Origin of the sequence: Rhodoferax sp. OV413 (assembly GCF_900104385.1) — a bacterium.
GTDB lineage: Bacteria > Pseudomonadota > Gammaproteobacteria > Burkholderiales > Burkholderiaceae_C > Rhodoferax_B.
In genome coordinates this window covers 1-14,716 of sequence record NZ_FNJA01000010.1, presented here as the reverse complement: position 1 = coordinate 14,716, position 14,716 = coordinate 1, and the positions used below count along the sequence as shown (strand labels likewise).

Here is a 14,716-nt window from a genome sequence, read left to right as displayed (position 1 = left end):
ATCAGGTGTAGCGCTTGTTGCGCAGGTTGTTCTTGATTTCCTGCAGCTTGGGCGTCAGGTGCTCGCCGCCGATGCGCAGCGCCACGCAGGTGGCGAGGATGTCGATGATCATCAGATGCAGCAGGCGCGACACCATGGGGCTGTAGCGCTCGTAGCCTTCGGGGTGGTTGGCGGCCAGGTGGATGTGGCCGGCGGATGCCAGAGGCGAGCCGCTGGTGGTGATGACGATGGTGGTCGCGCCGTTCTTGCGCGCGATGTCGCAGGCGTCCATCAGGTCGCGGGTGCGGCCCGAGTTGGAGATGATCACCACGCAGTCGCCCGGGTCCAGCATGGACGCGCTCATCACCTGCATGTGGCCGTCGCTGTAGGCAATGGTGTGCACGCCCAGGCGGAAAAATTTGTGCTGCGCGTCCTGCGCCACGATGCCGGAATTGCCGGCGCCGTAGAACTCGATGCGCTTGCCGGTCTTGTAGGTGGCGGCCAGGGTTTCGGCGGCTTTTTCCAGCGCGCTGGTGCTGGCTTCGTTGCGGTATTTGAGGAAGGCGGCGACGGTGTTGTCGATCACCTTGACCATCACATCGCTGGTCTTGTCGTCCACGTCCACACTGCGGTGGATGAAGGGCACGCCCTCGCTCACGCTGCCGGCCAGCTTGAGCTTGAAGTCACTCAGGCCGTCATAGCCCATGCTGCGGCAGAAGCGCACCACGGTGGGCTTGCTGACGTGGGCCCGGTCGGACAGCTCGCTGACAGGCAGGTTGGCAAAGGCGCGCGGGTCGGTCAGCACCAGCTTGCCCACGCGCTGCTCGGCCGGGGCTAGCGACGAAAGGGAAGCTTTGATGCGGTCTAGCATGATTTTTTAACTCTCTTCGCTCCAGCAGTAGCCATCACGGGCAATCATCGCGCTGGAGGCGCTGGGCCCCCAGGTGCCAGCCACGTAGGGGCGTGGGCCGGCGGCGTCGTTCTTCCAGTGTTCGATGATGGGCTCGACCCAGCGCCAGGCTTCTTCTTGCTCGTCGCTGCGCACAAACAGGTTCAGGCGGCCGTCGAGCACGTCGAGCAGCAGGCGCTCGTAGGCGCCCACGCGCTCGGAGCCGAAGCGCTTGTCGAAGTCCAGGTCCAGCTGCACCGGCGCCAGCGACTGGCTGGCCGAGCGGCTGCGGTTGCCCTGGGCTTGCGCCAGCAGGTGCAGTTCCAGCCCGTCCTTGGGTTGCAAATTGATCACCAGGCGGTTCGCGGCGCCGACCGGCGCGTTGAAGATCGGGTGCGGCGTCTGGTGGAAGTTGACCACGATGTGCGCGTCGCGTCCGGCCAGGCGTTTGCCGGTGCGGATGTAGAAGGGTACGCCGGCCCAGCGCCAGTTGGCGATTTCGGTGCGCAGTGCGACAAAGGTTTCGGTCTGGCTGTCGGGGCTCACGCCCAGCTCTTCGCGGTAGCCCGGCACCTTCGAGCTGCCCGACTTGCCGGCGCTGTACTGGCCGCGGATCACGTGCTGCGACAAGGTCTCGGCCGTCCAGGGCTTGAGCGAGCGCAAGACCTTGAGCTTTTCGTCGCGGATCGCATCGGCGTGCGAGTTGATCGGCGGCTCCATGCCGATGGCGCACAGCAATTGCAGCGCATGGTTTTGCACCATGTCGCGCAGCGCGCCGGTGTTTTCGTAGAAGGCACCGCGCTTTTCCACGCCCAGGTCTTCGGCAATGGTGATCTGGATGTTGGCGATGTGCTCGCGCTTCCACAGCGGCTCGAACAAGGCGTTGCCAAAGCGCAGCGCAAACAGGTTTTGTACCGAAGGCTTGCCCAGGTAATGGTCGATGCGGAAAACCTGGTTTTCCTTGAAGCAGCGGCGCACGGTTTCGTTGATCGCGCGGTTTGAGGCAAGGTCGTGGCCCAACGGCTTTTCCAGCACGATGCGGGTCTTGTCGGTGTTCAGGCCGGCGGCAGCCAGCTGTTCGCAGACGGTGGTGAACAGGCCGGGCGCGGTGGCCACGTACATCACTACCGAGTCGGCGTTGCGTTCTGTGAGCGTGGCGGCCAGGGTGGCGTAGTCGCCGGGCATGGACAGGTCCATGCGCTGGAATTCCAGCAGGGCGGCGAAGCGTGCGAACTCTTCGGCGTTCGGGCGCTTGGCGCCTTCGACGCTGTCAAAGCGCGACTTGATGAGTTCGCGGTACTGGTCGTGGCTCAGGTTGTCGCGGCCTACGCCGATGATGCGGCCGCCTTCGGGCAGGGTGCCGTGGCGGAAAGACTGGAACAGGGCGGGCATCAGTTTGCGCCAAGCGAGGTCGCCGGTGCCGCCGAAAAGGACTAGATCAAAGCTCATGGGGAAGGTGCATCCAAAATGATGATCGACAATGTAACTTAGTTTCAGGTTTTTGCAAATGCAGCCGCTAAAAATACTTTTTCCGGCCAGTTTACTTGGTGTTTTCCCGCTTGTGGCGCTTTCAAACTGCAGGATAAGCTGGGTTGGTAATCTAGTTACTCTTGGGTCTCTATGAAACAAACTATTTGGGCTGTAGCCGTGGCTGCCTTGGCGATGGGCGTACCGGTTGGTGCCATGGCCCAGGGGCAGGTCAACATCATCTGTTCGGTGCAGGCCGAGTGGTGCAGCATGCTGTCTACCGTGTATGCGCGGACCACCGGGGTCAAGGTGAATATGTCGCTCAAAGGCTCGGGCGAAGCCCTGGCCCAGCTGACGGCCGAGAAAGAAAACCCCAAGACCGACCTGTGGTTCGGCGGCACCGGCGACCCGCATCTGCAGGCCGCCGAGCAGAACCTGAGCCTGGAGTACAAATCGCCGCTGCTGGCCCAGCTCCATCCCTGGGCCCAGCAGCAGGCCCAGCAGTCGGGCTACAAGACCGTGGGCATTTATTCGGGGCCCTTGGGTTTTGGCTACAACACCGAGCTGGTCGCCAAGAAGAAGCTGCCCATTCCCAAGACCTGGGCCGACCTGCTCAAGCCCGAATACAAGGGCGAGATCCAGGTGGCGAACCCGGCCTCCAGCGGCACGGCCTACACCATGATCGCCACCCTGGTGCAGCTGATGGGCGAGGACAAGGCTTTTGACTACCTGAAGGGCTTGCACCAGAACGTCAGCCAGTACGCCCGCTCTGGCACCGGCCCGATCAAGGCGGTGGCACGCGGCGAAACCGCCATCTCCATCAGCTTTGTGCACGACGCGCCGGGCGAGAGGATGCAGGGCTTTCCGGTGGACACGGTGACCCCGGCGGACGGCACCGGCGCCGAGATTGGCTCCATGAGCCTGATCAAGGGCGCGCGGAATCTGGAGGCCGCCAAAAAGTTCTACGACTGGGCGCTGGCTCCGTCGACCCAGGAAATGGGTGCCGCGGCCAAGCAGTTCCAGCTGCCCAGCAACAAGAGCGCCAAGCTCGACGAGCGGGTGCCCGACTTCAAGAAGATCAAGTTCATCAACTACGACTACGCCAAATACGGCTCGAGCGCCGAGCGCCGCCGCCTGATAGCCCGCTGGGAAAAGGACGTGAACTCGCTCCCCCGGTGATTGACACACCCCCAGGCTACACACTTCGTGTTTTCGCCAACCCCCTTGCAGGGGGGCAACAGCAGCAGCCTGGCGGAGCCAGTTCTGCGCTGTTCTGGAAGGTGCTGCGTGGCGCTTACCGGTGGACCAGTGGCAGGGAGGCTGGCCCGCAAGATTTCGTAACCCGAAAGATGGCCGCACAGCCGCTGCAGGGCGGTTTTGTTTGTACCATCCAAGAGTTTGCACCGCGTGGGTGCGGCTCTTGCTACAGCGAAGGAACCCCGCGTCTCCTTGGGTTCTGACTACTTTGAAGACAACCATGTCCCAACTCGACTCCCTCAAGCAATTCACCACCGTGGTGGCCGATACCGGCGACTTCAAGCAGCTCGGCGTGTTCCTGCCCACCGATGCCACCACCAACCCATCGCTGATCCTCAAGGCAGTGCAAAAAGCCGACTACCAGCCGCTGCTGGCCGAGGCCGTGGCCAAGTACCGCGGCCGCCCGCTGGACGAGATCACCGACCGGCTGATCGTGCGTTTTGGCTGCGAAATCTTGTCCATCGTGCCGGGCCGTGTGTCCACCGAAGTCGATGCGCGCCTGAGCTTTGACACCGCCGCCACCGTGGCCCGCGGCAAGCGCCTGATCGAGATGTACGCGTCCGAGGGCATTGCCAAAGAGCGCATCCTGATCAAGGTGGCTTCCACCTGGGAAGGCATCCAGGCCGCAGCCCAGCTGGAAAAAGCCGGCATCCGCACCAACCTCACCCTGCTGTTCAGCTTTGCCCAGGCCGTGGCCTGCGGCCAGGCCAAGGTGCAACTGATCTCGCCCTTCGTCGGTCGTATTTACGACTGGTACAAGAAGACCGCCGGCGCAGCTTGGGTCGAAGCCGATATGGCCGGCGCCAACGACCCCGGCGTGATCTCGGTGACGCAGATCTACAACTACTACAAGCGCTTCGGCATTGCCACCGAAGTCATGGGTGCGAGCTTCCGCAACGTGGGCCAGATCACCGCCTTGGCCGGTTGCGACCTGCTGACCATCAGCCCCGACTTGCTGGCCCTGCTGGCCGAGTCCAATGCACCGCTGAACCGCACGCTGGACGCGAAAGCCGCCAAGGCCATGGACCTGGAAGAAGTCAAGCTCGACGAGGCGGCTTTCCGCTTCGCCCTGAACCAGGACGCGATGGCCACCGAAAAGCTGGCCGAAGGTATCCGCGGCTTCGTGGCCGACGCCATCAAGCTCGACAAACTGCTGGCGGCCTAACCAGGAACTCAGGAAATCAAAAAATGGACGCATTCCACCGCCCCCGTTGTGACAACGTGCCCGCCTGGGCACAGCTCCAGGCCCAGTACGCTGCCACCGGTGCGGCGCTGGATTTGCGCCAGGCTTTTGCCGCCGACCCCGGCCGCTTCGCCGCCTTCAGCCAGGACGCGCCCTATGTGTTCGCCGATCTGTCGAAGAACCGGATCGACGCGGCCACCCAGAGCCTGCTGTTCGACCTGGCGCGCCAGACCGGGGTGGAGGTACACCGCGACGCGATGTTCGCCGGCGCCAAGATCAACACCACCGAAGACCGCGCGGTCATGCACTTTTTATTAAGAAAAAGTGCTCCAACGCAGACAGTGCCTGCGCCAGCAGCTATCAAAAATGAACTTGCCGAGGTGCATGCCACCCTGGATGCGATGCTGGCGTTTGCCGAAACCATCCGGTCCGACAGCGGCATCACCGACGTGGTGAACATCGGCATCGGCGGCTCCGACCTGGGCCCGCTGATGGCCACGCTGGCGCTGGATGCGTTTGCCACGCCAGCCAAGCGCATGCACTTCGTGTCCAACGTCGACGGCCATGAGTTGGCGGCGCTGCTGCCGCGGCTGCAGGTGGGCAGCACGCTGTTTCTGATCGCTTCCAAGACCTTCACCACCACCGAGACCATGACCAACGCCCGCTCGGCCAAGGCCTGGTTCGAGGCGCAGGGCGGTACCGACACGGCCCGCCACTTTGCTGCACTGACCACCAATGTGGCGGCGGCCAAGGACTTTGGTATCAGCACCACCTTCGGCTTCTGGGACTGGGTGGGCGGGCGCTATTCCATGTGGTCGGCGATCGGCCTGCCGGTGGCGATTGCGATTGGTGCGGCCAACTTCCGCGACTTCCTGGCCGGTGCCGAGGCCATGGACGAACACTTTCGTACCGCGCCGCTGGAGCAGAACCTGCCGATCCGGCTGGGCCTGCTGGATGTCTGGTACCGCAACTTCCATGGCTTCACTAGCCGCAGCATCGCGCCGTACCACAGCGCGCTGCGCCGCCTGCCGGCCTATCTGCAGCAGCTGGAGATGGAGAGCAATGGCAAGCAGGTGGACATGCAAGGCCAGGCATTGCCATTCGATACCTGCCCGGTGCTGTGGGGCGAAGCCGGTACCAATGGCCAGCACGCGTACTTCCAGATGCTGCACCAGGGCACGGACGTGGTGCCGGTCGAATTCATTGCCGTCAAGAAAGCCCGCCACAGCCTGGCCGGCCACCATAACACCTTGCTGGCGAATGTGGTTGCGCAGGCCCAGGCGTTGATGGTCGGCAAGGCAGATGCCGGCGGGCACCGCAACTTCCCGGGCAACCGCCCCAGCACCTTCTTGCTGCTGGACGACCTGACCCCGGCCAGCTTTGGCGCGCTGATTGCGCTGCAGGAGCACCGCGTGTTCGTCAGCGGCGCGCTGTGGGGCATCAACAGCTTCGACCAATGGGGCGTGGAGCTGGGCAAGGTGCTGGCCAAGGACATCGAGCCGCGCCTGCAGTCGGGCGATGTGACCGGGCTGGACGGCTCGACCGCCGGCCTGTTGAACCGCCTGCGCTAAACCTTCATGGGGCTGGGGGCTGCGGGGCGCACAGGCGCTGGAAGTTGGCCTCCAGGTTGCGCACGAACAAGGGCGTGTCGAACAGCACGCCGTGTTCGTGCACTTCTTGTAGATGCGCGCGCAGCCGGCTGCAGGCTTGCGGGTCGGTCGCCAGAGCCACGGCTTTTTCCTCGTAGTCCTGCAGGTTGTAGGTGATCAGCTCGGGCAACTGGGCCGCGGTGAGCAAAGCGCCGGCCATGCGCGAGGCAAACGAGCGGCCGCAGTAGGTCAGCACCGGCAACCCCATCCACAGCGCATCGTTGGCCGTGGTGCCGGCGTTGAACGGAAAGGTGTCGAGGAACAGATCGGCCACCGGAAACCGCCCCAGGTAGTTCTCCGGCGAGACCCGGGGGGCGAAAAACAGACGCGACGGGTCCACGCCGCGGGCCTGTGCTTCGCGCACCAGGTTCTGTTCGGCCCAGGGGTTGTCTGACAGCAGCCACAGCAGGCTGCCTGGCGTGCGCTGCAGGATGCGCATCCAGGTGTCAAATACTTCAGGCGTGTATTTGTAGTTGTTGTTCAGCGAACAAAACACAAAGCCTTCGGCCGGCAGGCCGCAGCTGGCCCGGCTGGGCGTGGCGGCTACGCCGCGTTGCCGGTCGCTGACCTGGTAGATGTCCGGCATGTAGAGCGGCTTTTCCGAGTACTGTGGCGCAATTTCCTCAGGGATCAGGAAGCGGTCGGCGATCACGTAGTCGATCGACGGCAGGCCGGTGGTGGCGGGCAGGCCCAGATAGGTGATCTGCACCGGGGCAGGGTGGTAGGCCAGCATATTGGCCCGCGCACCCGAGGTCTGGCCCTGCAGGTCGACCAGGATGTCGATTTCATGGTCGCGCATCAGCTGGGCTGCGGCTTCATCGCTCATCTTGTCGATGCGGAAGAAATGGTCCATCGCGGTAATCACCCGTTGGCGCATCGCCGAGCCGTCTTCCGGGCTCCAGCAAAAGCCGTAGACCTCAAACTGCGAACGGTCGTGCAGTTCAAACAGTTGGGCGGTGAGCAGCGACACCGGGTGCATGCAAAAGTCCGACGAGGCGTAGGCAATGCGCAGCTTGCGGTGCTGGTAGTCTTGCGCCGGCGCCAGTCGGGGCACGTCGGAGATGACCTTCTTGTGCACAAAGCGGCGGGCGGCGGCCAGTTGCACCGCCGGGTCGTCGGTCACGCTCAGCATGGCCAGGGCGGAGGTGCATTCCAGCATGGTTTCCACGCTGATGCCATCGAGCGGGGCGTAGATGGGCCAGACGCATTGCTTCTGGCGCAGATGCACCCAGTGGTGCACGACATCGGGCTGGTGCGGGTCGATGGCCAGGCTGCGGCCCAGGAACTGCAGCGCGTCCTGAAGCTGCTTCCGGGTGTCCAGCACGCGCCCGAGGTGGTTCAGTGCCATCAAGACCAGGGGGCGATTCTCCGGCGCGGCAGGCGAAATGTTCTGTTCGACCCAGCGCCATTCCAGCAAGGCCTGGTCGATTTGCCCCATGCGTTCGTAGAGCATGCCCAGGTTCAGCCGTGGCTGGATAAACGCTGGGGCGATGGCGATGGCGCGCCGGTAAGCAGCTTGCGCTCCCGGCAGGTCGTTCTGGTTGGAGAGGGATACGCCCAGATTGAAGTTGACGGCGTGGGCGTAGGGGGAGTCGGTGCGGGTAAGCCAGGTTTGGTACAGCACGATGGCCAAGGGCCCCAGTTGTTGGGCTTCGAGTTGCGAAGTGCATTCAATCAGCTCTGGAAATTCAAGTTCTTGCCGCCATGCACGCAATACTGCGGACGCGAATGTCTCTTCCATTGTTTTCACAGGCGACCCAAAAAGTACGGATTGAAAACCATCGTACATCAATAAATGCACCGGTTTTGGCGCCCACTTCCAGCCCACGCTGGCGGGCGACTGCCTCAATAATTAGCCACCCATATTCGAATCCAAAGCGCCACCCCACCATGTCCAGGGCTACCATTTTGTTTGCTGCAGTGCTTTTGTCGGCATGCGCGCAGACAACGGAGTTTCAGCGCCCGTCGCTGCCCGTGCCCAATGCCTGGCCGGGCAAGACCGGGGCTGAGGGCCAACTGGCCGCGGCTCAGATCCATTGGCACGCATTCTTTTCCGACCCGCAGTTGCAGGCCTTGATTGAAACCACTCTGGAAAACAACCGGGACTTGCGCATCGCCGCAGCCCGGGTGGTGGAGGCGCGCGCGCAGTACAGCGTGGTGCGGGCAGACCAACTGCCGCTGCTGAATTTTTTAGGCTCCAGCAACAGCACCCATACGGCGACCGATTTCATTGGTGACGGAGTCAAGTCTTCCAGCCAGCGGTTTGATGTGTCGCTTTCGTCCGTGTCTTACGAGCTGGATTTCTGGGGCCGCTTGGCCAGCCTGTCGGAGGCCGCCCGCCGAAGCTATCTGGCCACCGAAGAGGCACAGCGCGCGGTACAGCTGTCCTTGATTTCCGATGTGGCAACCTCGTATTTCATGCTTTTGCATACCCGGGAGCTGACCGATCTGACACGCCGGACCCTGGATTTGCGCGAGCAATCCCTGGCCTTGATTGCCAAAGGCAAGGACGTAGGTGGTATGGACGATTACGTGTTTCAGCAGGCCGAGGGCATGGTGGAGTCCACGCGGTCGATGCTGGCGGAGATCGAGCACCAGCACACCATGGCCGAGAACCGCCTGAATCTGCTGGTCGGCAAGGTGGCCGAGCTGCCGACCGGTGGTCGGACGATCCAGGAGCAAGGCCTGGATACGGAACTGGCCGCCGGTTTGCCTGCCGAGGTCTTGCTGCTGCGCCCGGATGTGATGTCGGCCGAACAGCGCTTGCTGGCGGCGCACGCCAATATTGCTGCGGCCCGCGCGGCGTTTTTGCCCAAGGTCACCCTCACGGCCAGCCTGGGTCTGGCGAGCCAGGGTTTGTTTGGCCTGTTCAGTGGCGGCGGTGCCTGGGTTTTCCAGCCCTTGCTGTCGTTGCCGATTTTTGACGGTGGGCGCCTGGCCGCCGGGTTGGACATTGCACAGGCACGCAAGGTGATCGCTGTGGCGGAGTATGAAAAGACCATACAGCAGGCGTTTCGCGAGGTGGCCGATCTGCTGTCGGCGCGCGCCTCGTTGTCCCGGCAGCTGCGTTCTTCTACGGCGAACGTGAACGCCCAGGCCAAGCGCTTGCAGATTGCCGAGGCCCGCTTCAAGGCCGGGATGGTTGGTTACCTGGAGGTGCTGGACGCGCAGCGCGATACCGTGGCGGCGCAGCAGGCTACCGCCCAGGTGCGCAGGCAGCAGCTGGAATCGGCCGCCCAACTCTATAAGGCATTGGGCGGAGGTTCGGCGGCATGAGCGTCTGCATCGTGGTAGCTGCCGTAGCTGGGGTTGTATGGCGCTGAAAAGCCCGGCGTACGAGAAGCGCACCTTCATCAATACCCTGAAGTCGGCACGGCTTGGGCTGCGCGACGCCCAGTACGAGGTGGGCCTGATGTATGCCAATGGCATCGGAGTCGAACAAGACTTTGAGCAGGCCATCCACTGGATCCACCAATCGTCGGAGCGCGGCTACGCGGCGGCCCAGTATCTTCTGGCAACGCGCTTTGTGAGCGGCGTGGGGATCGAGCAAGACCACTCCAAGGCGGCTTACTGGTTTCAGAAGGCCGCTGAGCAAGGGCATGCCAAATCCTTGTACCGGCTGGGCAAACTGTATGCGGCAGAGTCGCAGGACTTGTCGCGTGGATGCATGGCCAAGGCCGCGGAGCTGGGGGTGGCGGAAGCGCAGTTTGCTCTGGGAGCCATGTTTGCTGGGGGCAAGAGTGTCCCCGCAGACAACAAGCAGGCGGCGTACTGGTACGGATTGGCGGCGGAGCAGGGTCTGGCATCTGCGCAATGCGCGCTGGCAGATTTGCTTGCTGACCCGCGCAGCGGGGTGTTGAATATCGATTCCGCGCTGTTCTGGTACCGCCGGGCTGCGCAGCAGTGCTCGCCGGTTGCGCAGGTTGCGTTGGAATATATGGACGCCAGCGGCATGGGGCGCTCCAAGGCACGCGGCCGTACGCGTCCCAAACCCGGTGGTATCGAACGCCGGCAGACCGACGGAGACTGGGCCGCAGTGGCCGAGCAAGGCGATGCGAATGTGCAGTACCACCTGGGTCTGATGTACGACCTGGGGCTGGGTGTCGAACAGGATGCCGGTCAGGCGGATACCTGGTACCTGGCCGCGGCCCAGCAGCAGGATGTCCGGGCGCAGCTGGCTCTGGCCAAGCGGTACGAGGCGACCGAGGACGCATTGGCCGTGTCTTGGTACCACAAGGCCGCAGCGCAGGGTGACGTGGAAGCCCAGTTTGCTTTGGGCCGCAGATACTGTTCGGGCCAGAGTGTGGAGCAGGACTTCATGGCCGGTTTGGCCTGGTACTTCAAGGCGGGTGAGGTGGGTAACGCGCCGGCTTTGATGACATTGGGCAGCTTTTTCAGCAGTGGGCTGGAACATGTTGCTGCTGCCTGTTTCAAGAAGGTTGCCGAGCAAGGCGATGCGGAAGCGCAGTTTCTGCTTGGACAGCAGTACGCCGCTGGCAAAGGCGTAGAACAAGACTTGGTCCAGGCATTTCTATGGTGCCAGCGGTCTGCGATGCAAGGGCACGCCCAGGCCCAATGCGACCTAGGCGGCATGTACCTCAAGGGCAAGGGCGTCGAAAAAGACTTCCAACTGGCGCTCTCTTGGTACCAAAAGTCTGCAGACCAGGGTGACGCTAAGGCGCAATGGAATCTGGGTTCCATGTATGCCGGCGGTGGTGATGGCTTGAAAAGGAATCTCCGACAGGCGTTTGTCTGGTGCCAAAAAGCCGCCGACCAGGGATTTGTGGCCGCCCAGTCGTCACTGGGGCTGCTGTTTTCACTCTCTAAGAAACCCGAGCAGGCCGTTCTGTGGTGGAGCAAGGCGGCCGATCAGCAGGACCCCGAAGCCCAGTACAACTTGGCGTTGATGTATGGAAAAGGCGAGGGAGTAGAGAAAAACCCCTTGCGCGCTTTTCATTGGTTTCGCAAAGCCGCACTGCAGGGAGTGCTCAATGCCCAATCCAGGCTGGGAATTTTGTATGCAACTGGGGATGGCGTTGCACTGGATTCCATCGAAGCCCATAAATGGTTTGTGATTTCAGCCGCCGCCGGTGACGCTGCTGCGCTTGCGAATCAGAAGCGTTCTGAATCTCAGTTGAGCACTGCACAGCTACTGGAGGCGCAACGCCGCGCAAAAGAGTTCATCGCACATGACTTACCGCACTAAAGAGTGCGGTAAGTCATTACATAATCTTACGTTTAGTACATTCTTCAATTTAAATTTACTTTTTCTTAACAAAGTGTTTAAGTTGGTAAAAAAGCTGCCGAAGACAGGGATGTGCGTTGAAGCGTAGCTGGTTTTTGGTTGGTGTGTCAAAAAATTGCGGCATATCTGTTGGGTCGATGGAGTGGTTTCTTTTTTGGAAGCCGCTCTTCAAAAATACTGTGATGACATCCTGGTGTCGAAGGGCTAAAAAATGAGTATTGTTACTGGGCTAACAACTGCGCAAATTGCAGTCCTAACGACGTTCCAAATCCAATCTTTGTCGACCAGCGATATCGCGGCGTTGACAACTGCACAGGTGGTGGCTCTCACGACCGATCACATCGTTGCGCTGAAAACTGCGCAAATTGCTGCCTTGACGACAGCCGAGATGGCTGCGTTGACCACCACGCAGATAGCGGCCATAGAAACAGTTGACATCGCTGTTTTGAAAACGGCGCAGATAGCGGCATTGACCACGGCGGGCGTGGCCGCGTTGACCACCAGCCAGATCCAGGCGGTAAGCACGGCAGGTGTTGCAGCATTGCAAACCGCGCAGGTGGCCGCGCTAACTACCAATCAAGTTGTAGCGCTGACAACTGGCCAGGTCTCTTCACTATCTACCAGCGGTGTGGCTGCCTTGACGACCAGCCAGGTGGCTGCGATTGAAACAGCAGACGTTGCCGCCCTGAAGACCAACCAGATTGCGGCCTTGACAACCGCCAGTGTGGCCGCTCTGACGACCAACCAGGTTCAGGCAGTAAGCACGGCCGGTATTGCGGCTCTGAGCACAAACCAGGTGACGGCGTTGACAACCAACCAGGTTGTGGCATTGACGACGGGCCAGGTCTCATCTTTGACAACCACCGGTGTCGCTGCGCTGAGCACCAGCCAGGTGGCTGCGATTGAAACGGTTGACATTGCCGCCCTGAAGACCAGCCAGGTTGCGGCTTTGACGACCGCAGGTGTGGCCGCTCTGACAACCAACCAGATCCAGGCGGTGAGCACGGCCGGTGTGGCTGCCTTGCGTACCTCGCAAGTCGCCGCGTTGACAACCAACCAGGTCGTGGCCTTGACGACGGGCCAGGTGGCATCGCTGACGACGGCCGGCGTAGCCGCCTTGAGCACCAGCCAAGTAGCTGCCATCGAGACCGTAGACATCGCTGCCTTGACGACCAACCAGGTCGCGTCGCTGACCACGGCAGGCGTAGCTGCGCTGACGACCAACCAAGTCGTAGCGTTGACGACGGCACAGGTTTCTTCATTGACTACAGCGGGTGTCGCTGCATTGACGACTACCCAGGTAGCTGCTATCGAAACGGCCGATGTGGCCGCATTGAAGACTAGTCAAGTTGCCGCACTGACCACGGCAGGCGTAGCCGCGCTGACCACCAACCAGGTCGTAGCGTTGACGACGTCACAGGTTTCTTCGTTGACTACAGCGGGTGTTGCTGCATTGACGACTACCCAGGTAGCTGCTATTGAAACGGCCGATGTGGCCGCGTTGAAGACTAGCCAAGTTGCCGCACTGACCACGGCAAGCGTAGCCGCGCTGACGACCAACCAGGTTCAGGCTGTGAGTACCGCCGGTGTTGCAGCTCTGAGCACCGCTCAAATAACGGCTCTGACAACGAATCAAGTTGTGGCCTTGACGACGGGTCAGGTTGCATCGTTGACCACGGCCAGCGTGGCAGCTCTCAGTACCAATCAAGTGGCGGCGATAGAGACCGTCGACGTAGCAGCTCTGAAAACCAGCCAGGTTGCGGCTTTGGGCACGGCCAGCATTGCAGCGCTCACCACCAACCAGATCCAGGCAGTCAGCACGGCTGGCATTGCCGCTTTGAGCACGGGACAAGTGTCGGCTCTGACCACCAACCAGGTTGTGGCGTTGACGACAGCCCAGGTGCCTGCGCTGAGTACAGCCGGTGTTGCTGTACTGAGTACTTCGCAGGCTGCTGCGATTGAAACAAGAGATATTGCCACGCTAACCAGCACGCAGGTGGTGGCGCTGACGACGGCGCAAGTCGTTGCACTGACCACGGCGCAGATCGTCGCCTTGACCACTTCGCAGATCAGTACCCTGACAACGAACAGTGTGGCAGCGCTGACGACCACCCAAGTCGCGGCGATAGAGACTGCCGATGTAGCTGCATTGAAGACTAGCCAAGTTGCGGCTTTGACCACCGCCAGCGTGGCAGCTCTGACGACGAACCAAGTCCAGGCGGTTAGTACGGCCGGTATTGCGGCTTTGAGCACGGGCCAAGTGACAGCCCTGACGACGAACCAGATTGTGGCGTTGACCACAGGCCAGGTCGCGTCGCTGAGCACTGGCTCGGTTGCTGCCCTGAGTACCAACCAAGTGGCCGCCATCGAGACTGCGGATATTGCGGCTCTCAAGACCAACCAGGTTGCAGCACTGACCACGGCCGGTGTGGCCGCGTTGACCACCAGTCAAATCCAAGCCGTGACCACGGCTGGCATCGCAGCACTGGGTACAGGCCAAGTTTCTGCTTTGACTACAAACCAAGTGGTGGCTCTGACGACAGGCCAGGTCGGTTCGTTGACGACAGCTGGACTAGCTGCGCTGACGACCAACCAGGTTGCAGCGATTGAGACGGTTGATGTCGCAGCACTCAAGACCAGCCAGATCGCTGCTCTGACGACCACTGAGGTCGCAGCTTTGACGACCAACCAGATCCAGGCATTGAGCACTGCCGGTATTGCGACCCTGAGCACCAGCCAGGTGGCAGCGTTGACGACGAACCAGGTTGTGGCGCTGACGACAGCCCAGGTGTCTGCTTTGACTACGGCCGGCGTAGCGGCCCTGAGCACCAGCCAGGTTGCGGCGATTGAGACCGTGGACGTTGCGGCCCTGAAGACCAGCCAGGTTGCGGCACTGACGACAGCCGGTGTGGCCGCGCTGACGACTACTCAAATTCAAGCAGTCAACACTGCGGGCATTGCTGCACTGCGTACTGCACAAGTGGCAGCGCTGACCACCAACCAGGTCGTGGCATTGACGACGGGCCAAGTGGCATCGTTGACAACAG

The 14,716-nt window shown here is 61.8% G+C and carries 9 protein-coding genes; 6 read left to right on the top strand and 3 right to left on the bottom strand.

Translation table 11 applies throughout. The annotated features are described in order from the left end of the window. Window position 1: 1 nt before the first annotated feature. Both BLT66_RS24465 and zwf read right to left on the bottom strand, forming a co-directional pair. Window positions 2-850, bottom strand: a complete 849-nt coding sequence (locus BLT66_RS24465; protein ID WP_092762225.1) for a MurR/RpiR family transcriptional regulator — start codon at window positions 848-850, stop codon at window positions 2-4. A gap of 6 nt (window positions 851-856) precedes the next feature. Further along, on the bottom strand, window positions 857-2,317 hold the full coding sequence (zwf, locus tag BLT66_RS24460; protein ID WP_092762223.1) for a glucose-6-phosphate dehydrogenase: 1,461 nt from the start codon (window positions 2,315-2,317) through the stop codon (window positions 857-859). 171 nt (window positions 2,318-2,488) lie between these two features. Here zwf and BLT66_RS24455 point away from each other — a divergent pair, with 171 nt between their 5' ends. The 3 genes from BLT66_RS24455 (at window position 2,489) to pgi (ending at window position 6,346) form a co-directional block, all read left to right on the top strand. Next, window positions 2,489-3,514: an ABC transporter substrate-binding protein gene (locus BLT66_RS24455; protein ID WP_092762221.1), complete on the top strand. Its 1,026-nt coding sequence runs from the start codon at window positions 2,489-2,491 to the stop codon at window positions 3,512-3,514. Between the two features lie 298 nt (window positions 3,515-3,812). Next, window positions 3,813-4,757: a transaldolase gene (gene tal / locus BLT66_RS24450; protein WP_092762219.1), complete on the top strand. Its 945-nt coding sequence runs from the start codon at window positions 3,813-3,815 to the stop codon at window positions 4,755-4,757. A gap of 23 nt (window positions 4,758-4,780) precedes the next feature. Then, the gene (gene pgi, locus BLT66_RS24445) at window positions 4,781-6,346 is read left to right on the top strand and encodes a glucose-6-phosphate isomerase (RefSeq protein WP_092762217.1); all 1,566 of its coding nucleotides are present in this window, start codon (window positions 4,781-4,783) and stop codon (window positions 6,344-6,346) included. A gap of 4 nt (window positions 6,347-6,350) precedes the next feature. Here the strand turns inward: pgi and BLT66_RS24440 are convergent, their stop codons facing one another. Beyond that, entirely contained in the window at window positions 6,351-8,165 is a 1,815-nt protein-coding gene (locus tag BLT66_RS24440) for an O-linked N-acetylglucosamine transferase, SPINDLY family protein (protein ID WP_092762215.1), read from the bottom strand. A 149-nt stretch (window positions 8,166-8,314) separates the two neighbouring features. On the opposite strand from BLT66_RS24440, the gene BLT66_RS24435 reads away from it, so the two are divergent. The 3 genes from BLT66_RS24435 to BLT66_RS24425 form a co-directional block, all read left to right on the top strand. Then, window positions 8,315-9,700, top strand: a complete 1,386-nt coding sequence (locus BLT66_RS24435) for an efflux transporter outer membrane subunit (protein WP_092762212.1) — start codon at window positions 8,315-8,317, stop codon at window positions 9,698-9,700. Between the two features lie 37 nt (window positions 9,701-9,737). Continuing rightward, complete coding sequence (locus BLT66_RS24430) at window positions 9,738-11,630, top strand: SEL1-like repeat protein (protein WP_092762210.1); 1,893 nt, start codon at window positions 9,738-9,740, stop codon at window positions 11,628-11,630. 316 nt (window positions 11,631-11,946) lie between these two features. Then, window positions 11,947-14,716 (top strand): beta strand repeat-containing protein (locus BLT66_RS24425; RefSeq protein ID WP_369821634.1); only part of this gene is annotated, 2,770 nt, incomplete at its 3' end.